The 24,340-nt window shown below is 30.8% G+C and carries 21 protein-coding genes, 1 pseudogene and 1 riboswitch; of the genes and pseudogenes, 4 read left to right on the top strand and 18 right to left on the bottom strand.

The annotated features are described in order from the left end of the window. Window positions 1–3 precede the first annotated feature (3 nt). The 5 genes from OIO11_RS10525 to OIO11_RS10545 form a co-directional block, all read right to left on the bottom strand. Entirely contained in the window at window positions 4–1,173 is a 1,170-nt protein-coding gene (locus OIO11_RS10525; protein ID WP_268071416.1) for an HpcH/HpaI aldolase/citrate lyase family protein, read from the bottom strand. Window positions 1,174–1,424: 251 nt separating this feature from the next. Beyond that, complete coding sequence (locus OIO11_RS10530) at window positions 1,425–3,536, bottom strand: methyl-accepting chemotaxis protein (RefSeq protein ID WP_268071417.1); 2,112 nt, start codon at window positions 3,534–3,536, stop codon at window positions 1,425–1,427. Between the two features lie 338 nt (window positions 3,537–3,874). Beyond that, on the bottom strand, window positions 3,875–5,257 hold the full coding sequence (locus OIO11_RS10535; protein WP_268071418.1) for a sensor histidine kinase: 1,383 nt from the start codon (window positions 5,255–5,257) through the stop codon (window positions 3,875–3,877). A 17-nt stretch (window positions 5,258–5,274) separates the two neighbouring features. Next, window positions 5,275–5,964 (bottom strand): response regulator transcription factor, encoded by a 690-nt coding sequence (locus tag OIO11_RS10540; RefSeq protein ID WP_268071419.1) that lies wholly within the window; start codon window positions 5,962–5,964, stop codon window positions 5,275–5,277. Window positions 5,965–5,983: 19 nt separating this feature from the next. Continuing rightward, on the bottom strand, window positions 5,984–7,216 hold the full coding sequence (locus tag OIO11_RS10545) for a tetratricopeptide repeat protein (protein ID WP_268071420.1): 1,233 nt from the start codon (window positions 7,214–7,216) through the stop codon (window positions 5,984–5,986). Between the two features lie 221 nt (window positions 7,217–7,437). Here OIO11_RS10545 and OIO11_RS10550 point away from each other — a divergent pair, with 221 nt between their 5' ends. Beyond that, on the top strand, window positions 7,438–7,851 hold the full coding sequence (locus tag OIO11_RS10550) for an RrF2 family transcriptional regulator (protein ID WP_268071421.1): 414 nt from the start codon (window positions 7,438–7,440) through the stop codon (window positions 7,849–7,851). A 73-nt stretch (window positions 7,852–7,924) separates the two neighbouring features. After that, complete coding sequence (gene cooS, locus OIO11_RS10555; RefSeq protein ID WP_268071422.1) at window positions 7,925–9,811, top strand: anaerobic carbon-monoxide dehydrogenase catalytic subunit; 1,887 nt, start codon at window positions 7,925–7,927, stop codon at window positions 9,809–9,811. Between the two features lie 88 nt (window positions 9,812–9,899). Here the strand turns inward: cooS and OIO11_RS10560 are convergent, their stop codons facing one another. The 13 genes and pseudogenes from OIO11_RS10560 to OIO11_RS10620 form a co-directional block, all read right to left on the bottom strand. Next, window positions 9,900–11,189: an NCS2 family permease gene (locus OIO11_RS10560; RefSeq protein WP_268071423.1), complete on the bottom strand. Its 1,290-nt coding sequence runs from the start codon at window positions 11,187–11,189 to the stop codon at window positions 9,900–9,902. 299 nt (window positions 11,190–11,488) lie between these two features. Then, on the bottom strand, window positions 11,489–12,142 hold the full coding sequence (locus tag OIO11_RS10565; protein ID WP_268071424.1) for a 3-oxoacid CoA-transferase subunit B: 654 nt from the start codon (window positions 12,140–12,142) through the stop codon (window positions 11,489–11,491). Window positions 12,143–12,156: 14 nt separating this feature from the next. Then, entirely contained in the window at window positions 12,157–12,873 is a 717-nt protein-coding gene (locus OIO11_RS10570) for a CoA transferase subunit A (protein WP_268071426.1), read from the bottom strand. A gap of 331 nt (window positions 12,874–13,204) precedes the next feature. Beyond that, window positions 13,205–16,618, bottom strand: coding sequence for a calcium-binding protein (locus OIO11_RS10575; RefSeq protein WP_268071427.1), 3,414 nt, complete (start codon window positions 16,616–16,618; stop codon window positions 13,205–13,207). Window positions 16,619–16,624: 6 nt separating this feature from the next. Beyond that, window positions 16,625–17,926, bottom strand: a complete 1,302-nt coding sequence (locus tag OIO11_RS10580; RefSeq protein WP_268071428.1) for a hypothetical protein — start codon at window positions 17,924–17,926, stop codon at window positions 16,625–16,627. Window positions 17,927–17,950: 24 nt separating this feature from the next. Further along, window positions 17,951–18,253: a hypothetical protein gene (locus OIO11_RS10585; RefSeq protein ID WP_268071429.1), complete on the bottom strand. Its 303-nt coding sequence runs from the start codon at window positions 18,251–18,253 to the stop codon at window positions 17,951–17,953. A gap of 24 nt (window positions 18,254–18,277) precedes the next feature. After that, window positions 18,278–18,673, bottom strand: a complete 396-nt coding sequence (locus OIO11_RS10590; protein ID WP_268071430.1) for a hypothetical protein — start codon at window positions 18,671–18,673, stop codon at window positions 18,278–18,280. Between the two features lie 586 nt (window positions 18,674–19,259). Further along, window positions 19,260–19,880: an Mbeg1-like protein gene (locus tag OIO11_RS10595; RefSeq protein WP_268071431.1), complete on the bottom strand. Its 621-nt coding sequence runs from the start codon at window positions 19,878–19,880 to the stop codon at window positions 19,260–19,262. A gap of 23 nt (window positions 19,881–19,903) precedes the next feature. Further along, window positions 19,904–20,671, bottom strand: a complete 768-nt coding sequence (locus OIO11_RS10600; RefSeq protein WP_268071432.1) for a hypothetical protein — start codon at window positions 20,669–20,671, stop codon at window positions 19,904–19,906. A 208-nt stretch (window positions 20,672–20,879) separates the two neighbouring features. Continuing rightward, window positions 20,880–21,404 (bottom strand): hypothetical protein, encoded by a 525-nt coding sequence (locus tag OIO11_RS10605; RefSeq protein WP_268071433.1) that lies wholly within the window; start codon window positions 21,402–21,404, stop codon window positions 20,880–20,882. Window positions 21,405–21,515: 111 nt separating this feature from the next. Further along, a complete protein-coding gene (locus OIO11_RS10610) occupies window positions 21,516–21,827 on the bottom strand; it encodes a DUF805 domain-containing protein (RefSeq protein WP_268071434.1) in 312 nt (103 codons plus the stop codon). A 72-nt stretch (window positions 21,828–21,899) separates the two neighbouring features. Beyond that, a complete protein-coding gene (locus OIO11_RS10615; protein ID WP_326497937.1) occupies window positions 21,900–22,790 on the bottom strand; it encodes a peptidase domain-containing ABC transporter in 891 nt (296 codons plus the stop codon). Next, a pseudogene (locus OIO11_RS10620) lies at window positions 22,776–23,312 on the bottom strand (ABC transporter transmembrane domain-containing protein); the annotation flags it as partial. The pseudogene OIO11_RS10620 and the gene OIO11_RS10615, both read right to left, overlap by 15 nt. A 32-nt stretch (window positions 23,313–23,344) precedes the next feature. Further along, window positions 23,345–23,427, bottom strand: a riboswitch (cyclic di-GMP riboswitch). A gap of 335 nt (window positions 23,428–23,762) precedes the next feature. Between OIO11_RS10620 and OIO11_RS10625 the strand changes: the two are divergent. Then, complete coding sequence (locus OIO11_RS10625) at window positions 23,763–23,948, top strand: hypothetical protein (RefSeq protein ID WP_268071435.1); 186 nt, start codon at window positions 23,763–23,765, stop codon at window positions 23,946–23,948. Between the two features lie 124 nt (window positions 23,949–24,072). Continuing rightward, window positions 24,073–24,324: a hypothetical protein gene (locus tag OIO11_RS10630; RefSeq protein WP_268071436.1), complete on the top strand. Its 252-nt coding sequence runs from the start codon at window positions 24,073–24,075 to the stop codon at window positions 24,322–24,324. Window positions 24,325–24,340 lie beyond the last annotated feature (16 nt).

Here is a 24,340-nt window from a genome sequence, read left to right on the forward strand (position 1 = left end):
CCTCTAGAATAAATCCACATAGCTTTTATCCTCATTGAACACTCCATATACATAAGCTCTTTTTAATATTTTATTTGCCCAATTAGTATGAGGATTAATTTCATTCATTTTATTGCTATATTTACTTTTATATGCACCTTTTTTATTAGCCTCAACAATAGCAATAGCATCTTCATACTCTTCTTTTGTAACAACATATAAAGCATTTACAATGGAAATATGACTTGGATGAATTATAGTTTTTCCAATAAAGCTGTTTGCTTTATCCAAAACCACCTCTTTAATAAGACCATCTATAGATTTTTCTAAATAATCTTCTCTTTTTTCAATTCCTCTTTTACCTAAATGCTCTACAAAAGGGCTTCTTCTTAACTGAGGTTTTAAAATTCTATTGTCTGGATTAGAATTAAAGTATTCCCATACAGGTCCTGATATGACATATTCCTCTTCTGCTCTTGAAAATATATTTACTATATCTGAAATACAATCGCTTACCACTTTTATATCATATATACTATTATCAATATTACGTCTTATAGAATAAAGTCCTAAAAAATCAGTTCCTCCAAGACGAACATTTAATACATATTCCTTATTTTCATCCAATAATTTCTTTATACTCAATAATTCTTTCATTCGAGTTTCTTTATAAATTATTGGCTTTGACTCTAAAATTGGCATAGCATATAAAGTATGAGATATCCCTTTGTTAAACTCTCTTAAAATTTGTAAATATTCTTTCCCATTGCTGCAATCAAATTTGGGAAAAGCAAAACCTGTTAGACATTGAAAAACATCTTTGTATTCTAATAATCTTTTAAACTGCTCTATATTTCTTACTCTTACAAATATTAAAGGCAAGTCCTCTTCTTTAAATTCTTCTTCCTTTATAGACTCTTTTATTTTATTGCAAACTCTTAATAAGTTATTTTCTGCCTCTTTTACTCTTTCTTCTGGTATTGAATCCTCTAAACATAAAACCATAGAAGTCAATCTTTTATATTTCTTCTCTAAAACCAACTCTAAAATATCCTCTTTTAAAGCTGGCATATAGAGAGTTGCCCCTAAGGCATAAGATAAATATTCCTTAGAAGTAATATTGGTAATATAGCTTGGTTCTTTATAAAATATATTTTTCTTTTCAGTATAATTTAAGTCATCAAAGAATCTCATTCTTCCCCCTCCACTCTTACATATTTAATTGTCCCCTATCATCTATTGCTAGTCAATATTTTTAACAATAATATTGCAATTATCAATATTCATTACTCAATGATCAATTTATTAAAAAACTTCAACAAAGGTTTAATAGACTAAATAGTATTTATTCCGACTTAAGTATTAATCTTATATTTACTTTAGTACTTAAATATAAATAAAAAATATGCTAACCACTATAAAACATGTAGTGATTAACATATTTTCTAAAACTTAAATTTCTCCAAAACCATCTCTAAATTTGCTGACTTATCGTTTAATTCTTTAGATAATGAATACATCTTATCATTTAATTCAATTTCCTGATACACCGAAGCAGTAACTTCTTCTGTAGCCGCCGTATTTTCCTCTGAAACCGCTGCTATATTGTTTATTGATCCGTTCAGAGTTTCCTTATCTTTATTTATTACATTTATGTCTTCCATAATTTCCTGCATTGCTTTCTCTATATTTTCTATTGAATCATCTATAACTTCAAAAGTATTTATGGTTGAACTTACTTGTTCTGATTCTGCATTAAAGGCATCTTTTACTTCTTCTGACATATTCATTGATAAGTTTATAGATTCATTTATTCCATCTAATATTTCTTTAATTTGTTTAGCTGCCTCTTCAGATTGGCCAGCTAATTTTTTAACTTCATTTGCAACAACTGCAAAACCTTTTCCTGCTTCTCCTGCTCTTGCCGCCTCAATAGATGCATTCAAAGATAATAAATTGGTTTGTTTGGCTATATGATTGATTTTATTCAATATAGTTAGCACACTTTTTGTATTATTATCTAATTGAGCAATAATTTCTGTGAACTTAGACATAGCTTGTGAATTATTATAAGATGTATTTTTTAACGTATTTATTGTATTTTTACTATTTTTTAATACATCCATAGCATTTTGTGTAGCACTGCTTACATTACTTATAGAATTTATAGTATGTGCCATTTGATTATTGAAATTACTTGAAAATTCAACACACTTTAATGTTTCTTCTGTCTGACTAGTAGAACCTTCCGCTATCTCTTTAACTGCTGCTTCAATCTCTTTAGAGGAAGTTCTGATATTTTCTGACAAATCATAAAGTTCAATAGAAGAAGCATTGGTTTGTGAAGATAACTCCGTTGTAGTTGCAAGCATACTTCTTAAATTATTTATCATACTATTGAAATTGTCCCCTAATTCATTTAATTCTTTAAGTTTATATTTATTGGATTTAACCGTAAAATCTCCTTTTGAAAGTTTGTTTGTGATTCCTATAATCTCTTTAATAGGTTCTGTAATTCTTAGGGATGTAAAAATAGAAACCATTATAGATATTAATATACATACTACCATTATGATTAAAGATATTAATCCTATGTTCATAGCAGTTGAATATAATTCACTCTGAGGAACTACAGCTATAAACTTCCACCCTGTTACATCTGATGTAGTATAAACTCCAAACATGTTTTTATTATCTTTATACTTAAAAGTTCCCTCATTGGAATTCACTATGTTATTGTAATAACTTGTATTCAACTTCGTACCTATTAATTTGGAATCTTTATGTGACATAATTACTCCATCTTTATTTACAATAAATATATATCCGGTTTTACCTAATGTAGTATCTTTTAAAACTGAATCTAAAGCTTCTACATCAAAGTTTATCTGAAGCATTCCACATTTTTTAAAATTAGAATTTTCTATTATAGTTCTTATTAAACTAATAGTTAAATTATCATCTAAATTATATACATCCTTATGAGGCTTGGACCATACTGCTTTCCCATTTTTCTCTACTGCTGTTTTATAAAAATCTTCATTCTGCACAGCTTTTAGCTTGTCTTTATTTGCAAGATTACTTCTATTTGTACTTGCATAATTTCCATTATCACCATATATATATATACTCTGTATAAATTTCGAACTACTTCCTGCAGTAAAGGCTTTTAAAATATCACATAGCTTTTCATTATCCATGAAATTTTCATAATAATCATCAGTATGCTTAGTTAATAATTGACTTAACTCTTTATTATTAAGAATTTGCATTGATATATTCTCAATATTCCCTGTTACCAAATCAATATATTTTTTATTTTGTTCTAGTACATTCATTGTTGAACTTTTAAATTCATTAGTTATTCTATTTTTAGTTATAAAAAAAGTACTTACACTGGAGGCTGCCAAAGATATAATAATTAACATACTAAAAGTTACTACCATATTTCTTAATATACTATTTCTTATTTTTAAATCAGAGGCTATATTTGTTTTTCTATTTCTTATTTTCTTATTTATTTTTCTGTTTTTTAACCTCAAATTTAATTTTTTCATAAAAATCCCCCTAATCATGATGTATTAAACCCACGTTTAAGAAATTTAGCTTACCCCTTTTTTATTGTATTGTTTATTTGTTTACACATGTTTTAAAAACATTTTATATTTTTTACTATTATATTATTATTTTCTACTATTATTTACCAATAGTCAACCACCTTTAGTTATTTATGTGCATTTAAATAAATTTTAATAATTATTTTGGTCACTTTGAACAATAAAAAAGTAGGAAATATACTTATCCTACTTTTCTAATAATGCCTTAATTAAGGCTAATCCTATTCTACTTCCTTTAGGTTCAGTAAATTTTATTGCATTTGAGAGAAGATTTAATATTATTCTATTTTCAATGCTATTTTAACTGTTGTACCTACACCAAAGCTACTTTCTATATATAATTTTCCACCATGCATCAATATTATTTCATCACAAATTGCAAGTCCAATACCATTACCTGCTTTGTTTATATCTCCTTTATAAAACTTTTTCTTGATATTAGGTAACTGTTCATTTTTTATACCACATCCAGTATCCACTATTGAAACAACAACATTCTCTTCTTGAATTGAAGTGTATATATTAATGCTGCCACCTTCATATGTAAATTTCAAAGCATTATCTAGTACATTTATAAAAACCTGCTTAAGTCTATTTTTATCGGCTTTAATATATGGTAAATCTATAATATTGTGCTTTAATTCTATGCCATTTCTCTCAGCTCTCGGCTGCATTTGTTTTAATATGTTAAATAGCAGCTCTTTAATCTTTACTGATTCAATATTAAGAGTAATTTTACCAGCTTGAAACCTGGAGAAATCTAAGAGTTCTTCTACTAGAGAAGATAAACGTTCACTTTCTTCTATTATAATATCAAGCCCCTCGTCCCTTTTAATAGTGTCTGTAAATTCTTTAAGCTTTAAAGTTAATGCCCACCCTTTTATAGATGTCAAGGGCGTTCTAAGTTCGTGAGATATTGAAGATATGAACTCATTTTTAAGTTTTTCATTCTTTAATATTTCCTGTGCCATATAATTTAAGGTATCTGCCATACTTCCAACCTCATCATCATATTTTTTCTTTGCTCTTAAAGAAAATTCTCCTTGTGCCATTTGTTTAGCCACATCAGTGACTTGATTTAAAGGTTTCGTTATAGTATTGGAAATCATTATACTTACTATTGTGATAGATAAAATAACCAAAATCCCAATCAAGCTAGAAATTATCAAAATCTTCTTTAGCAATAAATTAACAGCTTCAAGAGATGTTATAAAACGCAGCACTCCTACAACATTTCCATTAATTTTTAAAGGTGCTGATACAGCCATTACTATTTCATTTGTATAAGGCTGATTACCTTGCCATGAAGATGTACCTCCCTTTAGTGCTAAATTAATCTCAAAAGAATCTATTTCAGTTCCTGGTGCAATTCCTATAGAGTCACATAAAATCCTCTTATTTTTATCAATTATTTGAACTTCAGCATTGGTAGAATAAGAAAAGCTTTCTATCAAATCATCTGCTGCAGTATCCAATGGTTTGTTTGCTAAATACTTGCTATAAAAATTACTAGATATTTTTACTTGCTTATATAAAATCTCTTCAATTCCTTTATAATAATAATTTTTAATACTTACCAATAAAATTAATTCCAAAATTATTACGGTTAAAAATATTACAACAAAATGACTTCCCCAAAGCCTACTCTTTATACTTTTCATCCAAACACATCCTAAAGTTACTTAAACCTGTATCCATATCCCCAAACAGTTTGTATTAACTGAGGGTTTGAAGGGTCTTCTTCTAGCTTTTCTCTTAGTTTTCTAACATGTACATCTACAGTTTTATATTCTCCATAAAAATCTTTACCCCATGCTAAATCCAATAGTTCCTCTCTTGTAAATGCTTTATCTTCATTTTCCATAAAGACTTTAATAAGGGCAAATTCTCTATGAGTAAGTTCTAACTCTTTACCATTTTTATAAATTTTCTGAGAATATTTATCTAATTTTAAATTTTCCAAACTTATACTATCAGAAACAGAACTACTTCTCTGAGGTCTTTTTATCCTTCTCAAAATAGCTCTTATTCTAGATACTAGCTCCATAGGATTAAAAGGTTTTACCATATAGTCATCTGCTCCTAAATCCAATCCTACAATTTTGTCCATATCTTGTCCCTTTGCAGTTAGCATTATTATACATATATCAGGGAATTGTTCTCTTAGCTTTTCACACACTTCATATCCATCTATTCCAGGCAGCATAATATCTAAAACTGCAATATCTGGTTTTCCTTTTTTACATTTTTCTAAAGCCTCTTCACCTGAAGAGGCTTCTATTACATCAAAATTGTTTATATTAAGATTTACTACAATAAAGCTCCTAATGTGTTTTTCATCTTCAACTACAAGTACCTTTTCCCCCATTTAAATCAACTCCAAAACTCTATTTTATTTTATTCAATTCATTTTTTACATTATTAAAAATAATACTTTTAATGATATTAACATTTGATTCTTGTCCAAAATACCCTTCCTTTGAAAGATTCTCAAGTATATTTAAAGCTCTATCAAAGTCTTCCTTTGCTTTAATCTTATTATTTTGTCCTAGAAGTGCTTTTCCTCGTTGAAAATATATGTCTGATAAATTTTTTTCTAAAAGCATTATATCCATATTACTATTTTCCATATTATTATTTTTAAGTTCTGTACGTTTTTCATAATCTAATAATTTTGATACATCAATGGATATTTGACTTAGAAGCTTTTCTGCCTCTTTATATCTTCCTAATTTATTTAATGCCTCTCCTTTAAGCATGTAAAATCTATGATTTTCTAATTCTAAAAGTTTTTCTTTACCCTTTTTTATTTCAAAAACTTTTTCAATAGATTTTAATGCTTCCTGAGATAAATTAGCTTTAATTTGTGCGTCTATCAAATAGTACCATACCAATTGAAGCTTATTCTCTTCTTTTAATAAATCTTTATAATAGCTTATTGCTTCTTTAAAATATTCTGGATAAGAATCCTCATCAAAATAAAAATCTTTTCCATCAAATCTTATTACATTAAATCCATAAATATTTGATGCTTCCTTTAATCCAACACCAAAAGCAAAACCCTTTTCTTTATTTTTATCTGGAGTATTTAAAATTTCAAATTTATTCCATATATCTAAATTTAATTCACTAACCTTACCATTATTAAATGTATATACTTGATATACAGAACCAGCATGGCTGCTTATTAAAGTGCCTACAATAAGACTTTTCTCATTACTATTATATACATTTACAAGATCAACCATTGATATCATATTACCTTCACTTTTCTTTTCAAAGATTTTTGTCCATTGATTATTCTTATTTTTTAATACAAAAAATCCTTTCTCATATTTTTCTTGAATTTTGAAAAATACCACAACTTCCTTTTCTTTATCATTATCTACATCCAATTCATATACACTCTTTTTGCTAACTATCTCATTTGGCGCTAAAAGTTTTGCACCTTCTGGTAGAAATTTTCTAGCAATAGCTTTCAAATCACTATTATCCTTAATTTGTTCTTCTGCCAGCTTAGGTGGCTTAATCATTGAAGCTGGAGTAGACAGTTTTGCACACCCTGTAGAAAAAATTTCTAAAGTTAATACTATAGAGATAAACCCAAATTTTCTATTCATTATAATCCTTCTTTCACCTTATATTATAAAATATTCAAATTAAGCTGCATACTTCTTATTTTTAATTATATAAGCTGACGAATTATTAAGTAGTTATCCTAAAGTAAAAAATAGTTATGAAAAGGTTATGTAATTTATAAGTTCTTTGTTGACAAATAAAATTTTTAATAGTATATTGAAACTATACCATTTAAGTATAGTTTAATGTTAGGAGATATAAAATGAAAATTACTCAAGAAGTTGATTATGCTCTTAGGGTTGTTCTCTATCTGTCTAAACTGGGATATGGTAATAAGATAGAAGCTAAGGTTATATCACATCAAGAGAATATTCCCCTTAGATTCTTATTAAAACTTTTAAGAAAACTGAAACAAGCAAGTATTATTGACTCTTTCAGAGGTGTTACTGGAGGTTATGCACTTGCCAAATTGCCCAAAGATATAACATTAAAAGATGTTGTAGAGGCTATTGATGGTCCTATCTATGTAAATAGATGTCTATATGACCCCTCTCTCTGCAACTTAAACAGAACAAACCATTGTGAAATGCACAAGACTTTAAATAGAGTACAGCAAAAGCTGCTCTATGAACTTGAAGATATAAACTTCGAAGATATTATAAAAGATAATAAATAAGGAATTGTAAATTCCTTATTTATTTACATAAAAACTATACCATTTTAGTATATTTTTTTAAGGAGGATTAATTATGTCAGGATGTTTCAATTGTTCAACTTGTAAATCAGCTGATAAAATACTGGAAAATTTTATTTCAAAATTAGATATAGATACTTCTCACCACAGAGTAGAAAGTCAAAATGTAAAATGTAATTTCGGTCTTCAAGGTGTATGCTGTCGCCTTTGCGCTAACGGTCCTTGTAGAATAACTCCAACTGCACCTAGAGGTATTTGTGGTGCTACCGCTGATACTATTGTTTCAAGAAACTTTTTAAGAGCTGTATCTGCTGGTGCTGGATGTTATCTTCATATTATAGAAAATACAGCATGGAATCTAAAGAAAACAGGTGAAAACCAAGGAACCATAAAAGGAGAAAACACTTTAAATCACCTTGCCGAAATATTTGGAATTAATGCGGAAGATATGCATGAAAAAGCTGTACTTGTAGCTGATAAAGTGCTTAAAGACTTATATAAGCCTAAATTCGAGAAAATGGAATTAGTAGAAAAGATGGCTTACAAGCCTCGTTTTGAAAAATGGAAAGAGCTTGGGATACTTCCTGGTGGCGCTAAATCAGAAGTTTTTGATGGAGTTGTAAAAACTTCTACAAACCTGAATAGTGACCCTGTTAACATGCTTCTGAACTCTCTAAGTTTAGGAATCTCTACAGGCCTATACGGACTTACTCTTACAAATCTTTTAAATGACGTTATGCTTGGTGAACCTAAAATAAGACCTGCAAAGGTAGGCTTTAAGGTTCTTAATAAGGATTATGTAAATATAATGATTACAGGTCATCAGCATTCTATGATAGCTGACCTGCAAGACAGACTTATAGATGATGATGTTGTTACACTAGCTAAAGAAGTTGGTGCAAAAGGCTTCAGGATTGTTGGTTCAACTTGTGTGGGGCAAGATTTGCAGCTTAGAGGTGAACACTACAAAGAAGTTTTCTCAGGTCATGCAGGGAATAACTATACAAGTGAAGCTTTAATTGCCACAGGTGGAATTGACATAATAGTTTCCGAATTTAACTGCACTTTACCTGGAATAGAACCTATTACAGATAAATTTTTAGTAGATATGCTTTGTATAGACGATGTCGCTAAAAAAGCTAATGCGGAATATATTCAATACTCATATGAAGAACGTGAAAATATCACTTCTCACATAATAAATAAAGCTGTGGAAAGCTACAAAAACAGACGTAACAAAATAACTATCAATGTACCTGAAAATCATGGCGATGATAACTCATTAACAGGAATTAGCGAAAACTCTTTAAAAGAATTCCTTGGTGGAAGCTGGAAGCCTCTTATTGACTTATTAGCTGAAGGAAAAATTAAAGGTATTGCTGGAGTTGTTGGCTGCTCTAACCTGGTTTCCGGTGGGCATGATGTGTTTACTGTTGAGCTTACAAAAGAACTTATTAAAAGAAATATAATTGTATTAACAGCTGGTTGTTCCAGCGGCGGACTTGAAAACGTGGGCTTAATGTCTCCTAATGCAGCAGAACTTGCTGGAGACAGTTTAAGAGAAATCTGTGAATCTCTTGGTATACCTCCTGTTCTTAACTTTGGTCCTTGTCTTGCAATAGGCAGACTTGAAATAGTAGCAACAGAGCTTGCCAGATATTTAGGAGTTGATATGCCTCAATTACCGCTTGTGTTGTCTGCTCCTCAATGGCTTGAAGAACAAGCTTTGGCAGATGGTGCCTTTGGTCTTGCTCTTGGACTTCCTCTTCATCTTGCAAAACCACCTTTCATAACTGGAAGTAAGGTTGTAACTAAAATTTTAACTGAAGACCTTGTAGATATAACTGGTGGACAGCTTATTTTAGAAGATGATGTTATGACAGCAGCAGATAAATTAGAAGAAATTATCTTAGGCAAAAGAAAAAGATTAGGTTTAAAATAATCTAAAAGTGGGATATACTCCCTATATTTATTCCTTACTATTAAAAGCCTGTATCTCATAAATTTGAGCTACAGGCTTTGTAAACTTCTTATACAAAAAACTTTAATATAAATAATGCACCAACTATATATGTAGGTAATGTAACCTCTTTTGCCCTTCCAGTTAAAGTCTTTAAGAATATATATGATACTATTCCAAATACTATACCATCTGATATGCTGTATGAAAGCGGCATCATTATTATTGTAAAGAAAGCTGGTATTGCTTCTGTAAAATCTATTAAATCTATTTCTTTAATAGGCTCCATCATAAATAATCCAACTAGAATCAATGCTGGTGTAGTGGCAGGAGATGGTATCATTGTAAATAGTGGTGCAAAGAATAATGCTATTGCAAACATTCCTGCTGTTGATAAAGCAGTTAATCCTGTTTTTCCACCTTCAGCAACTCCTGAAGCACTTTCTACAAAAGTACTTACTGTACTTGTTCCAAGACAAGCTCCTAGAGTAGTTCCTATTGCATCTGCAAATAATGCTTTTTTTACTCTTGGAACCTTGCCATTTTCATCTAGCATTTTTGCTTTAGTAGCAACACCTACAAGAGTTCCTACCGTATCAAACATATCCATAAATAATAATGTAAATAAAACAATAAACATGTTTGGAGTAAATATATGACTCCATTCAAATTTAAAAAATATTGGTTTCAATGATGGCGGTGCACTTATTATTGCACTTGGAAGCTGAGTTATGTTCATTGGAATACCGATTATTGTTGTAGCGACAATCCCAATAAGCAGCGCTCCTCTAACATTTTTCGCCAGTAAAACTCCTGTAATTATAATTCCTATAATAGCAAGCAGTGCAGTTCCACTTGTTACATGTCCAAGCTTAAGAATTGTACTATGCTCTTCGTGTATTATTATTTTAGCATTATCTAATCCTATAAAAGCAATGAAAAGCCCTATTCCCACAGAAATAGCTCTTTTAATATTCATAGGAATAGAATCTACTATAGCTTCACGCACATTAAAAGCTGTAAGTAAAATAAAAATAATTCCTTCTAAAAATACTGCCGTTAAAGCAAATTCAAAACTATATCCCATTTGCTTAACTATTGTGAAAGCAAAAAAAGCGTTAAGTCCCATACCTGGTGCTTGCGCAAAAGGAAGCTTTGCATATAATCCCATTATTGCAGTTGCAATAACTGCTGATAATGCTGTAGCTGTAAATACTGCTCCTGAGTCCATTCCTGCTACTGATAATATTGCTGGATTTACAATTAATATGTAAGCCATAGTCATAAATGTAGTTATTCCTGCCAAAATTTCCGTTTTAACATTAGTTCCATTTTCTTTTAGTTTAAAGTATGATTCCATATGTCTTTCCCTTCTTGATTTGTTTTCATTTTTGACCCTTGTACATATTAGCAAATGCATATATTAAAGTCAAGAAAAATCACGAACATTCCTAGCATTTTCACTTCTTATATTTTGTTATAATATTATGTATATATCACAATTATCAATGTTCATTACTCAATAATCAATCTTTAAAAAACTTCAACGAAGTTTTAATAAAATGAATAGTATTTATTGACACTTATATGTTTAATGTTCGTATTTAAAACCCAAAGGAGCTAAAATCCTCATGGATTTTAACTCCTTTTATATCTATATTATAACTGCATAACTCCCACATTATCTGACACTATTAAATCAGCTTCAGTTGTTTTTACTACTTCATCAACAGTAACTCCTGGAGCTACTTCTTTTAGCACAAGCCCTTTATCAGTTACTTCAATTACAGCTTTATCCGTTATTATAAGGTCAACTACTCCAGCAGCTGATAATGGTAAAGTACACTTCTTAAGTATCTTGGAATTTCCTTCTTTATCGGTATGACCTAAAGCAGCTATTACCTTTTTAGCTCCAACTAAAAGATCCATTGCTCCTCCCATACCCGGAACAAACTTTCCCGGTATTTTCCAGTTAGCAATATTTCCTTGTTGATCTACTTCAAGCGCACCTAAAACTGTCATATCTACATGTCCACCTCTAATGATGCAAAATGAGAAAGATAAATCAAATGCTGATGAGCCTGGAAGCATTGTGATTGGTTCTCCTCCTGCATTTCCCAAGTCCGGATCTGATTCTCCTTTTTTTGGTGCAGGACCAAATAATAATCCCCCATTTTCTGTTTGTAAAACTACATCTATTCCTTCTGGAATATAATTTGCAGACATAGTAGGCATTCCAAATCCAAGATTAGCAACCATTCCGGATTTAAATTCCTTTGCAATTCTACGAGCAATTATTTCTCTAGCATTCACTTAATACCCCTCCCCTATCTTAACTTCTTATTTTTAGTCCATAATTCTTCAAAATAATTTTTTCTGTCTTCAAATGAATTTCCTTTAACAATTATATCCACCAATATTCCCGGTGTTCCAACATGATTGTAAGGAATTTCTCCAACTTCAACTATTTCATCAACTTCAGCAATTACCAAATCAGCAGCAGTTGCCATAACAGGATTTGAATTTAAAGATGTTCCTCTATATTCAATGTTCCCAGCCTTGTCTGCTCTATATCCTTTTATTATTGCTACATTTGCTTTTAATGGAGGGTATACTAAATATTCCTTTCCATCTACAACTAATTTATCTCTTCCTTCTTCTGCTTCAGTACCTAACCCTGTTGGGGTAACTACAGCTCCAAGTCCTGCTCCGCCTGCACGAATTCTTTCTACCCAAGTTCCCATAGGGTTAAATTCTACTTCTAACTCTCCAGTATTATATTGTTTTACAAGTTCAGGGTCAGTACCTATATGAGCACCTATAAATTTTTTAATTTGCTTATTTGCTGAAAGCTTGCCAATATCCAATCCTCCACCAGGATAACCTCCAACTACCCCTATTAAGGTTAAATCCTTCACATTTGATTGAGCAAGTTCATCAATCATTTTTAATGGAGCACCAACACCTAGAAATCCGCCAATCATTACTGTCATACCATCTTTAATGTTACTTACAGCTTGCTCTGTAGTTTTAATAACAGCCATTTTAATTCCCCCTGTTAACTATTTTTTAGACTAATTTTGTGCTTACATAACTATCTTTATGATTGGCTTAGTGCAAAATATTCCTATAATATTTAAAACACAAGCTGTAATAAAAGCTTTTCCGTAATCTCCACCTAGTACCCAATAAGAAAGAAATACTTTAATATTGTATCAAAGCTTAAAGATGAAGCCCTAAAAAATTGTAGAGACATAATAGGATTTACTTTTTGCGAGCAACTTTGTAAAATAGAAAAATATCTAGACGCGTAACAATTAAACACTCAATAGTTTCATCGTCCCATTGAGTGTTTATATTTTATAAATTATTTATTTATATTGATTGTGACGATACAAAATACTGACCTATAACTTCTCTGACTTCATCTGGTTTTTCATTTATTGCTTCACTCCAGCTCATTCCTGTATTTTGAGTAAATGTTGCCATAGCTTGAATTAATTGATCTACTTGCGTGTTTTGTAAATTATGTCCATAATTCGTCATAATATTTTCTACTTGGTAATCTCCACCACTATACCATGACTCAATTGTTACTTTATCATTAGTACCATTAATTTTAATAACCATATCATTTTCATTTCGCTCAAAAATTAAATCTGAATAATTTGACATAAACCCTATTTTGTCTGTACTATTAGTATCACTATCATAATTATTTATCGTATCTTCTCCAAAACTTCCTGAAAACTCATAGAAATCATTTCCTGCACCACCATTTAAATAATCATTTCCTTCATCACCTATTAAATAATCATCTCCTTCATTTCCATAAATTCTATCATTTCCTAAAAGTCCACGAATAACATCACCTTCAGATGAACCGTATATTTCGTCATCTCCTCCATATACTTCATTTATTATTTGCATCATATCTAATGTATTCCCATCAGCAAATTCTATTCTTTGTATACTATTCTTATACCAGTCTTCTATTATTATTTGATCTTCTTCTACTTCCGTTTTTATTACTAAATTGACTCCATCTCTCACTATATCTATATTTTGTTGATTTATTCCTTCTCCTAATCTTAATACTTGAATATTATCAGCTATATTAACAGGATCTATTCTAGTAACAGTATGTCTTCCATCTCCTACATTATATACATACGTATTATTTCCTTCTCCTTGGTACGGCATATCATATAATGATTCTTCTATTTCTTCTGCTGTTAGTACACTTCCGTTTTTAAACTCAATTCTATCTAATTTGTTTCCTTCATACCATTTTACTATTTTTATTTGATCTTCTTCTGTTTCTGTCTTTATTATTACATCTGCCCCATCCATTACTATATCTATATTGTGTTGATCTATTCCTTCTCCTAATCTTAATACATCTTCACTATTATAACTTGTAAAAATAGAATCTCTTCCATCTCCTACATTATATACATATACATTGTTTCCTTCTCGTCCATACAAAACATCATTTCCTTCTCCACCTTCTAACACATCATCTTCCGTACCACCATAAAGTTCATCATCTCCTATACCACCATAGAGTTTATTATCTCCTGTACCACCATGGAGTTTATCATCTCCACCAAGTCCATAGATCTCATATTGTATATTATCAACATTTGATCCTTTCAGTGTTTCATCCATTTCCGTTCCTCTTAACAGCATATTCTTAAACTTATCATCTATTATTTCCTTATTCCACACTTCTCCATCTGCAAATTCTATTTGTTCCATTCTCATGCTTGAATTGATAAAGTAGTCTTTTAAAGTAATGGTATCTTCCGTTCCAGATATTCTTAATTCCAAGTCACTAGTACTTGTTTCACTTACCCTCCAACTCACTTCATTTGATGCTATATCTGTAAATTTAATTTTATCTACTTCTTGTTCATTGCTTTGATTATCATATATTGTATCTTTACCAAACCCTTTGCTGAATTCATACACATCACTTCCGGAACCACCATCTAGATAATCATTACCTTCTTCTCCTAGTAAGGTATCATTTCCATTTTCTCCATATAACTCATCGTCTCCTGTGCCGCCTATTACTTCATCATCGTCATTTCCACCATATAGTTTGTCGTCTTCACTTCCTCCATCTATCTTGTCATTTCCGTTATATCCATATATAGTGTCTTTTCCACCTAATCCTTTGATTTCATCATTACCTTCGTTGTATCCATATAGAAGATTATTTTCATCATCACCTATTAGTACAGCTTTCTTTACATAGTCTACATCCCACTTTGTTCCATCTGCAAATTCTATCTCTTCTACCTTATAGCTATCTGAACTAAAGTAGTTTCTTACTGTTACTTGATTTTCTGTCCCTTGTAGGATTAATTCTAGATCGCTTACATTTTTTCTTATTTTTATGTCTTTTGCTTCGATTCCTTCTCCCATTATTAACTTATCTATATTTCCATTGGTATCGTCATACTCATGTATTGTATCTTTTCCATAACCTTTTCTGAATATATAAGTATCATTTCCATACTCACCTTGTAAATAGTCATTTCCTATTCCACCATCTAATATATCCTCTCCATTCCCACCATATAGCTTGTCATCTCCACTTCCACCATATAGCTTGTCATTTCCATTATATCCATATATGGTATCTTCTCCACCTAATCCATTGATTTCATCATTATCTTCGTTGTATCCATATAGACGATTGTTTTCATCATTGCCTATTAGTAACGCTTTCTTTACATAGTCTACATCCCACTTTGTTCCATCTGCAAATTCTATCTCTTCTACCTTACAGCTATCTAAACGGAAGTAGTCTGTTACTGTTACTTGATCTTCTGTTCCTTCTAGGATTAATTCTAGATCACTTCCATTTTTTCTTATCTTTATGTCTTTTGCTTCGATTCCTTCTCCCATTATTAACTTATCTATATTTCCTTTGGTGTAATCATACTCACATATGGTATCTTTTCCATAACCTTTTCTGAATATATAAGTATCATTTCCAGAACCACCTTCTAGATAATCATCTCCTTCTTCTCCCACAAGAATATCATCTCCTGAGTTTCCATAAAGCTTATCATTACCTTCTCCTCCGTCTAGTATATCTTCTCCATTTCCCCCTGATATAGTATCATTTCCTTCAAAGCCCCAAATCGCTTCATTTTCATTTGTACCTGTAAGGGAATCTTTCTCGCTTGTACCTACCATTTCAACTTTGTTGGCAGCATCTATGATGTGAGCATATTCCGTGAAGCCTTTGGATACAAAGGCTTCACGGAATATTTCAAAATTGACTATATCTAAAATCTGAAGTTGATACATATTTGCAATAAATTGTCTTAATAGTGCTTTACCTTCTTCTGGGTCACTTGAAATACGAGTTAATATTTCAGATGTCACCCCTGAAAGATCAAGCTTTACACTATTTGTTTTGTCATCCCAGGTCAAAGTAGTTTTGCTATACAGCTCCTTAAAGTCTGTTTGTGCTATAAGCTGTGAATACACGCAAGTTACAAGCTTGTTAAATGCACTTAACAGCAAAGGTGTTGCCTGCCCATGTGGGTTAGGATCTTTTTCATTCCAGCACCATGTACCTACATATTCTTCGCCTAACAATTCTTCAAGAGCTTCTAATTTTCTAGCATCACCAATAGCATTACCATAAATTCTAGTAGCTGCACGGCTATTAGGATCTATTCCTTCTACCCCTGTCCATGCATAAATAATGCTCATCACTAGTTGCTTTCTAACAGCAACATCAGATTCATTGACAAACTGTTCCACAAGGGTTTACAGACGCTTGCTACTATCCCTCATCATGGTCTGATGCAAGCTGCGGACATTTCCAAAACCTTTTAGTTCAGGTAAATTAGCTATTTCTATCGTTTCTTCAATCAGATTAGTGGAGGTTGAATGAATGGCATCAGTCTTAAACCAGACATCATCAATTGCTCCAGTTGTACCATCTGCCTTGGTAAACGTCCCTGTCTGTTTGTGATCATTCCCCTGATCATCTACAACTGTTGTACTTCTATACCCTGTATTAATAGATGCTATCCCTGCATCCATAAGTGTGATAAGTTCTCCAGTATTAGTCACACCATCACCATTAGCATCTTTCCAAACGCGCAACTGACTATAAATAGCATCATTAATGTCGATTTTGCCATCACGGTTATCGTCGAGTTCTGCCAGAGCAGCAAACCCATTAGCTGCTTTTGTGCCATCATTCAGCAAAGTATTGTTCCCAAAGAGTTCTTTTCCACTGTCAATAATACCATTACCATTAATATCACGTACTAACAATCCATCATCCTTACCTACCCATGCAGACTTTTCAGCAAAGCCGTTGTTATCGTGATCAAAGTTAATGCCATCCTTTAGAAGGGTGGTTTCAACACCATCACCATCAAGATCGAGAATTAAAGGAGATTTAGTGATTTCTGCAGTGTGAAAAATATCAAGCAAATTGTCAAGCATGTTGCTGAGATGCTCTCCAAACTCAGTTTCTAAAAATGGTTCTACTAAATTCTTTCCTTTAGTTAATAAATCTGGAAATGCACCTATAAATTCACCTTTAGTAATTAATTCCCTAAGACTCGTATAACCGTAGCTACTACCGTCCAGAGAAAGTCCTAATGCTGAAAAAGCTTTTAACCAATTTCTATCTATTAAATATGTCTGTGGTAAACAGTATTTGGGCTGCTTAATTATAACTTTTCTAAAGAAATTCGCTTCAGGTTTAAGTATCGAATCATATACTCTTACAGAATTTTTCTCTAATAATGATTGAAATGCACCACCCGAAGAATATAACGAAACTCCAATATCTTGACATTTATATAAATATTCTCCCAAAGTTTTTCCAAATGTTCTACCTTTCTCTCCACCAATTAATCCGAAAAATCTTCCCACTCCCTCCCTTTCGATATATTCTATTGCACTACCTTCTGGTAAAATATCATCAAACGGAAGTGCATTAACAATTGTAGCTACTCCTTTCTGAACATTATCTGCTCCATGTGCCATTACATAGCCACCTGGAACAGCAGCTATACCCTCTGTGCCCGCAATCAAACCAACTCCCGTCATAAATTGTCCACTGCCTACAACTATTCATACTATGCCATCACAAACATTCCCCCATTCTGTTTCATCAATAAATTCTTTTGCTTCAGACTCTATTGATACTAAAAATCTATTCATTTCCTCTATTTCTATATTCATTTGTTCTCTTGCTTCTTCAATACTTTGATTTACGCATGCAGATACAAAATTGATTTCTCCATCTGTTGAATAGGCTAATTGATTTTGCTCTTTATAATATTCTATTGCAGCTCTTGTATATTCCTTCGAGTAATTCATTTGCGAATTAAATTCTTCTAACATATTTTCATAAGTACTAATTCCCCTACTCATTGTAACGCCTCCTTGTATTTAATATTAATTAAACCATTTACTTACAATAAATTTTATAAAATGTAACAATATTGAAATGATGTATATAATAAATGAAAAAATAGGAATAGAAACTAGTCCAACGGCTATGCTATCTTTTAGGCTATATCCTTTCCTTCTACAAAACAAAGTTACCAAAATGACAAGACCTAATAAAAATACTATTGCTCCTATAAATAAGAGGACTTCTTCTCCTACTAAAAAATCTATTGTTTGCCTAGTAACATTTTTAAGTTGTTTAAAAATGTTATAAATAAGTGCTATTATTAAAATAACATTCCCCCAAACACTTATTGAAGATTTTTTAAACTTGTTTAATAAAACAGTAATAATTGAAATAAGTAAAACAGTAGCCAATAAAAATACTAAAATTGTATTCATTTTTTAATCAACCTCTCTTCTATAATTATAAAAATACGTTTTCTTTTCCATTTCTCTTATTTTTACATTATTAAATTTATCTGGAAATATGAAACTTGTCCTTGTTTGATAAATTTAATATCTTTGTTTAGAGCCTTTTATTCCTTGATCATATTGTATTCTTCTAAGCTTTTTGAATCTCTAGCTTATGTGTATGTTGTTTTTTCTGTATAATCTTTTACCTTGAACTCTTTATACTTTTTTGCATCTAATACATCTTCACTCAGTAAAAGGCTTAGATTTTAACACATTAGCTTATTTACTTTACTGTCATCTCCCTTGTTGCTTTCTGTAAGTAATCCTCTTTCAAGTTTTGTAATGTTCAGTAAATTTTTAGCTTTTTAAGCTATGGTTTGTTAATAGAACTATTTAGTTCTATTAACAGCTGACTTTTTTACTTCTCGCCCTTCTGTAACATGCTCCTTGTAATCCCCCTTCTAATGATTAAATCACTTTTATATTTCCTATTGTCCTTTATGTTGTTGATTGAAAAGATGATAATATAGCCCTTTTCGTTGTATAAGCTTATCATGTGGACCAAATTCTACTAAGTTTCCTCTATCAAGTACCATAATAGCAATTGGTGGATTTCTTCATCAAGTCCTAGCGCTTGTCCTATACCAACCCCATTAAAAGTAACTGCTTTTTTACCTGTTTTATATGCTGCGTACTGACATAATCCTCCTCCAAGGGAATGTCCTGTATAGCTTATCTTACTCTCATCTTTAGCTTCTCCTATTATATTGTTTGCAAAATTATAAGCATCCGTAAACTGATTTGGTTTTCCAATGGCTTCATCATATAGTGACAATTGTGCATCATCCAAAAGATCTTCTAATTTAAATTTCATTACCTCAGGTTCAGTTCCTCTAAAGGCAATAACTTTTTCACCAGTGTCTATATTTTCATAAGCTACTCCAACAAACCCAGTTGTAGCGTTTTTATTTTCATAGCCTATGATTTTCCAATCATTTTGTATTTTAGTGATTTCGTCTTTCCATTTTGAATAATCTTTTTCATTTTGATTCTTGAAAACTTTACCAATTTGTAACTTGGACAAAGGTCTTTGAATATATTCTTCTTTATTTATATATTGTCCATCCTTGTTCTTATGAAAATCAATATATGCAAGCTGACTTAAAACCCTATATTCATTTTCTGTAACCATATTTTATATCCCCCTTTTAATCTTTATTTATTTATAATTTTAAAATTTTTCATAATATCATCAACTGATTGAATTACATCTATATCAGGTTCCCATATAGTACAAAGATATCTTGTATTGTCATCATAATAATCAAATGTAAGTTGATAATGACCCAATTTAGGATTTCTTATTTTATTAATCAATTCCATTATTTTTTCAGATTCCTTTTGAATATCTATATTCTCTTTAACAATCTCTACATCTAAACTAAAACTTATTTCTTCTGGATACTTCTTTTTTATTTCTTCATAGGTAGGCGTATATCCAAGCATATTATCTATATCTAAATCACTGTCACCACTTGGGCCTGCATATACTTCAAACTTCCTCACATCTTTTGGAAAAATATTTTCAATAATAGGTTTTAATTCTTCATATGCTGCTTCACGCCAATATACATCTAGATAAGTATCATAATATCCAGTTTCTTTATAATCTGAACCAAATGGATCATCAGCATAATTATCTTTAGGACATGCCGTTGTTCTAAACTTAAGACTTTTATCATCTTTAGGATATGCTGTTGTATCTATACGGATCTTTCCTATTTCTGGCATGCGATAGTGGGCATATGTTACAACAAATTCTTCCCCATATTTTGCCTTTAAGTATTCCTGAACCTTTGTTTTTTCACGGTTAAGTATTCTCTTGTCTTCAGCACTGTTCATACATCCAATTAAATTCAGTGACAAAGTTATAGATAACAGCAATTTTAAAAACATCCAAAGTTTATTCTTTTGTTTTTTCATCAATTTTTCCCTCCAGTTCTTTAAATCATTATGATTTCTTTATTAAGCCATAAAACTTGTCCTGTGCTAACCTTTTTTTTCCTCTTCAAGTATTTTTATTTTCATAACACATTAGCTTATTTACTTTACTGCTATCGCCCTTTATGGTTGCTGTAAGTAGTTCTCTTTCAAAGCATCCAATAATTTTAACACGCCCATTTTTTGGTATCTATAATTCCTCCTCATTTTGAAATTTACTTAAAATAAAACAAATTATCAACATTATAGCAAGAGTTAAAAAAAACACTGTGTTTCCTAATCTTGGTAGTGATTCATTCACAATCGCTATCACAATCTTAGAATTATAATCAACCTTAAATTTATATATCCCCGATTGATCTATTTTGAATTTAAAAATACTTTTTGCATAACTGCTAAATTTATTCTTATATAGGTAAGCATACCTATATTCTTTCAATTCAATTTCTTTCATTGATTGATCAAATATTTTAAATTCCAATTCTTTCAAATTCACTTCTGGATATATATATGGAGTATCTTTTCCTCCAAAATCACTCTCATATTCTTGATATACCATGTACTCTCCTTTATAAGGAAGATTGAGTTCTATTTCGTTAGGAGCAAAAAAGCAAATGCTTTTTGGCATCCTAATTATGAAAAAAAAACCTATAAAAGACACGGCAATTATAGTAAAAATTAGTCTCTTTATAAATAAAGTTATCTTTTTTTTCAAAATATCTTCTCCTTTTCTTATTAACTTTAAACTTATTAGAGAATTGATTGCTAATGGTAACAGGAGATTATATACAAATATAAGTTTTATATTTGTATATAATCTAGATAATTAATGTTCATCAGGAACAACAACACCTTTTTTAAATGCTAAAAGACACAATACATAAAAACCATAAAAAGGAATTAGCAATAGCCAAAAGTGATATCCTGGACGACCAAGATCATGTAATCTTTGAACCGTAAGACATACATAGATTATCAAAAACCCTATATATGCAATAATAGAAATAATGTGCGTAAAACTATTATTTATAAACATACTTAAAAAAATAATAATCACAAAGCTAAAAGCACCTAAAGCACTATATACATGATATTTAAGACGATTAGCATTGCCTTTGAAACTAAATAATGTTTTCATAATTTCACCCCCTCTCTATAAAGTTAAAATTTACTGTACCCCCTTCTAATTATTAAATCACTTTTATATTTCCTATTGTCCTTTATGTTGTTGATTGAAAAGATGATAATATAGCCCTTTTCGTTGTATAAGCTTATCATGTGGACCAAATTCTACTAAGTTTTCTCTATCAAGTACCATAATAGCATCAGCATCTTTGATGGTAGAAAGCCTATGAGCTATAATCAATACTGTACGTCCATGACATATTTTTGAAAGATTTTTTTGTATGATATTTTCTGATTCATAATCTAATGCAGATGTAGCTTCATCAAAGATAAGGATTGGTGGATTTGTTAAAAGTGCTCTTGCAATAGCAATACGTTGTCTTTGTCCTCCTGAAAGGGCTGTTCCTCTTTCACCTACTTGTGTGTCATACCCTTCTGGTAATTCTAAAATGAAATCATGAGCTCCTGCTACCTTCGCCCAATGAATAATTTCATCCATACTGGCCTCTGGTTTGTGAATACATATATTGTCTTTTACACTTCCATGAAAAAGGAAGTTTTCTTGTAATACTACTCCTATTTGACGTCTTAGCCAGAAAGGATCTGCCAGCGAAATATCCACCCCATCTATCATAATTTTACCTGCTTCTGGAATGTATAGTCGTTGTATAAGTTTATTCAGTGTACTTTTTCCTGATCCACTTCTACCTACAATCCCTATGGTCTTGCCTTGTGGTATTCTAAAAGACATGTTTCTTATGGCTTCTGGAACATCCATTCTATATCTAAATGTTACATTTTGAAATTCAATATGTCCTATAATATTTGGCAGCTTTGCTTTTTTCATATCCGAATGTGGCTCAGGTACTGCATTAAATATATCTGCAAGACGTTCAATTGAAACGCTTGTTTGCTGAAATTCTTGCCATAGATTTACTAATCGAAGTATAGGACCACTTACTCTCCCTGATAACATTCTAAAGGCAATAAGTTGTCCAACAGTGATATCTCCTTTTATTACAAGATGTATTCCAACCCATAGTAAGATTAAATCTGTAGTTTGTTGTATGAATTGCCCTACTGCGTTGGCATTTCCCCCTAATATAGATGTCTTAAAAGAAGCGCCTACATAATCAGCTATTTTATCTTCCCATCTTTTTTCACTTAAGGGCTCTAATGCAAATGATTTGATTGTTTGTACTCCAGATACGGATTCTACTAAGAAGTTTTGCATTTCTGCTCCATAATTGAACTTTTCTTTCAATTGATTTCTAAAAATAGGTGTAACGATTACTGATAATGCAATGAAAAACGGAAGAGAAAGTAATAATATGTTTGTAAGGGTTATATTATACATATACATATACATAACAACGATATATACAGATAAAAATAATATATCCAGTATAGATGATAGTGGTGCTCCTGTTAAAAATCTTCTTATATTCTCCACTTCTCTTACTCTTGCTATGGTCTCCCCTACTTGACGATTTTCAAAATATCTATTTGAAAAACAAAAAAGCTAACCACATAGTAGTTAGCCGGTTACGCTACTGCATCCACATGACATAAGCGTCCAAATATAGTCATGTTTCTTCTGCTCTAACATAAATCTTAAAATTAATATATTTACCTATATTTCTACCGTCCTATAAGTTACTTTCAAATAGAATATGTAAGAATGATTGGAATATTCGGAATATACATATTCTATTATTATTTTACAATATTTTTAATGTTTTTTTTGTCGAAATTTGCAACTTTATTTATTTTTTTGTTTTTTATATAATTTATTCTATAATAAAGTTTTAAAAGATAAACTTTGTTACATAGTATATATTCATAATTTTATAAACAGGAAGGATAAAATAACAATGTTGGCAGAAAAAGAATATTTAAGAGATCAGTATTTGAGACACTTATTTTTAAAGATTGGAGGGAAATTCTAATGCTATTGAAAAAAGATAATCTAGAACATGAATTTCTACCAGCGGCCCTGGAAATTGTTGAAACACCAGCTTCTCCACTAGGTCGGTCAACTATATGGATTATATTCACAGCACTTGTTACAGCTATGTTATGGTCCTATTATGGTATGGTAGACAAAGTAGCAGTAGCAAGAGGCAAAGGATAAAAATTTATCACAAGAAGTAATTACTATTCAAAAAAGATTAAGAGAAGCCAGGGAATCTGAATATAAAACAAAGCAAGAAACATTAACATTTTCTATACTTCAAATCCAAAATGAAATTCAAAGTATGGAGTCTGAACTTGAAAAAATCCATAAATCTATTGATATCATAAAACAAAACGAAAAATTATTAAAAACTCAATCTCAAGACAAACAAACAGCTGCATTAGACTTAGAAAAAATGAAGCAACAAGTTGAATTCTTATCAGAAGAAGAATTGACAGCCAAAAAACTATATGAAAGTGGAATTATTGCTAAAAAAGAATTGCAAGATAAAAGTCTTAAGTTAAGTTTAGCACAAAAAGAACTTGAAATTTAAAAAGTAAAAATACAAC

The organism is Clostridium sp. ZS2-4 (genome assembly GCF_026719745.1).
In the GTDB taxonomy this organism is placed as follows: Bacteria; Bacillota; Clostridia; order Clostridiales; family Clostridiaceae; genus Clostridium_H.

What these genes read in the sequence shown, in the direction of transcription:
- OIO11_RS10530 (WP_268071417.1), bottom strand. Translation starts at nt 3,536, where the DNA reads ATGAAAAAATTAAATTTGAGGTTAAAAAACAGAAAAATAAATAAGAAA.
- OIO11_RS10630 (WP_268071436.1), top strand. Translation starts at nt 24,073, where the DNA reads ATGGAGTCTGAACTTGAAAAAATCCATAAATCTATTGATATCATAAAA.
- OIO11_RS10610 (WP_268071434.1), bottom strand. Translation starts at nt 21,827, where the DNA reads ATGAAAACATTATTTAGTTTCAAAGGCAATGCTAATCGTCTTAAATAT.
- OIO11_RS10590 (WP_268071430.1), bottom strand. Translation starts at nt 18,673, where the DNA reads ATGAATACAATTTTAGTATTTTTATTGGCTACTGTTTTACTTATTTCA.
- OIO11_RS10580 (WP_268071428.1), bottom strand. Translation starts at nt 17,926, where the DNA reads ATGACGGGAGTTGGTTTGATTGCGGGCACAGAGGGTATAGCTGCTGTT.
- OIO11_RS10525 (WP_268071416.1), bottom strand. Translation starts at nt 1,173, where the DNA reads ATGAGATTCTTTGATGACTTAAATTATACTGAAAAGAAAAATATATTT.
- OIO11_RS10550 (WP_268071421.1), top strand. Translation starts at nt 7,438, where the DNA reads ATGAAAATTACTCAAGAAGTTGATTATGCTCTTAGGGTTGTTCTCTAT.
- OIO11_RS10535 (WP_268071418.1), bottom strand. Translation starts at nt 5,257, where the DNA reads ATGAAAAGTATAAAGAGTAGGCTTTGGGGAAGTCATTTTGTTGTAATA.
- OIO11_RS10540 (WP_268071419.1), bottom strand. Translation starts at nt 5,964, where the DNA reads ATGGGGGAAAAGGTACTTGTAGTTGAAGATGAAAAACACATTAGGAGC.
- OIO11_RS10600 (WP_268071432.1), bottom strand. Translation starts at nt 20,671, where the DNA reads ATGAAAAAACAAAAGAATAAACTTTGGATGTTTTTAAAATTGCTGTTA.
- OIO11_RS10560 (WP_268071423.1), bottom strand. Translation starts at nt 11,189, where the DNA reads ATGGAATCATACTTTAAACTAAAAGAAAATGGAACTAATGTTAAAACG.
- OIO11_RS10570 (WP_268071426.1), bottom strand. Translation starts at nt 12,873, where the DNA reads ATGGCTGTTATTAAAACTACAGAGCAAGCTGTAAGTAACATTAAAGAT.
- OIO11_RS10595 (WP_268071431.1), bottom strand. Translation starts at nt 19,880, where the DNA reads ATGGTTACAGAAAATGAATATAGGGTTTTAAGTCAGCTTGCATATATT.
- OIO11_RS10625 (WP_268071435.1), top strand. Translation starts at nt 23,763, where the DNA reads ATGCTATTGAAAAAAGATAATCTAGAACATGAATTTCTACCAGCGGCC.
- OIO11_RS10615 (WP_326497937.1), bottom strand. Translation starts at nt 22,790, where the DNA reads ATGTTATCAGGGAGAGTAAGTGGTCCTATACTTCGATTAGTAAATCTA.
- OIO11_RS10585 (WP_268071429.1), bottom strand. Translation starts at nt 18,253, where the DNA reads ATGAGTAGGGGAATTAGTACTTATGAAAATATGTTAGAAGAATTTAAT.
- cooS (WP_268071422.1), top strand. Translation starts at nt 7,925, where the DNA reads ATGTCAGGATGTTTCAATTGTTCAACTTGTAAATCAGCTGATAAAATA.
- OIO11_RS10545 (WP_268071420.1), bottom strand. Translation starts at nt 7,216, where the DNA reads ATGAATAGAAAATTTGGGTTTATCTCTATAGTATTAACTTTAGAAATT.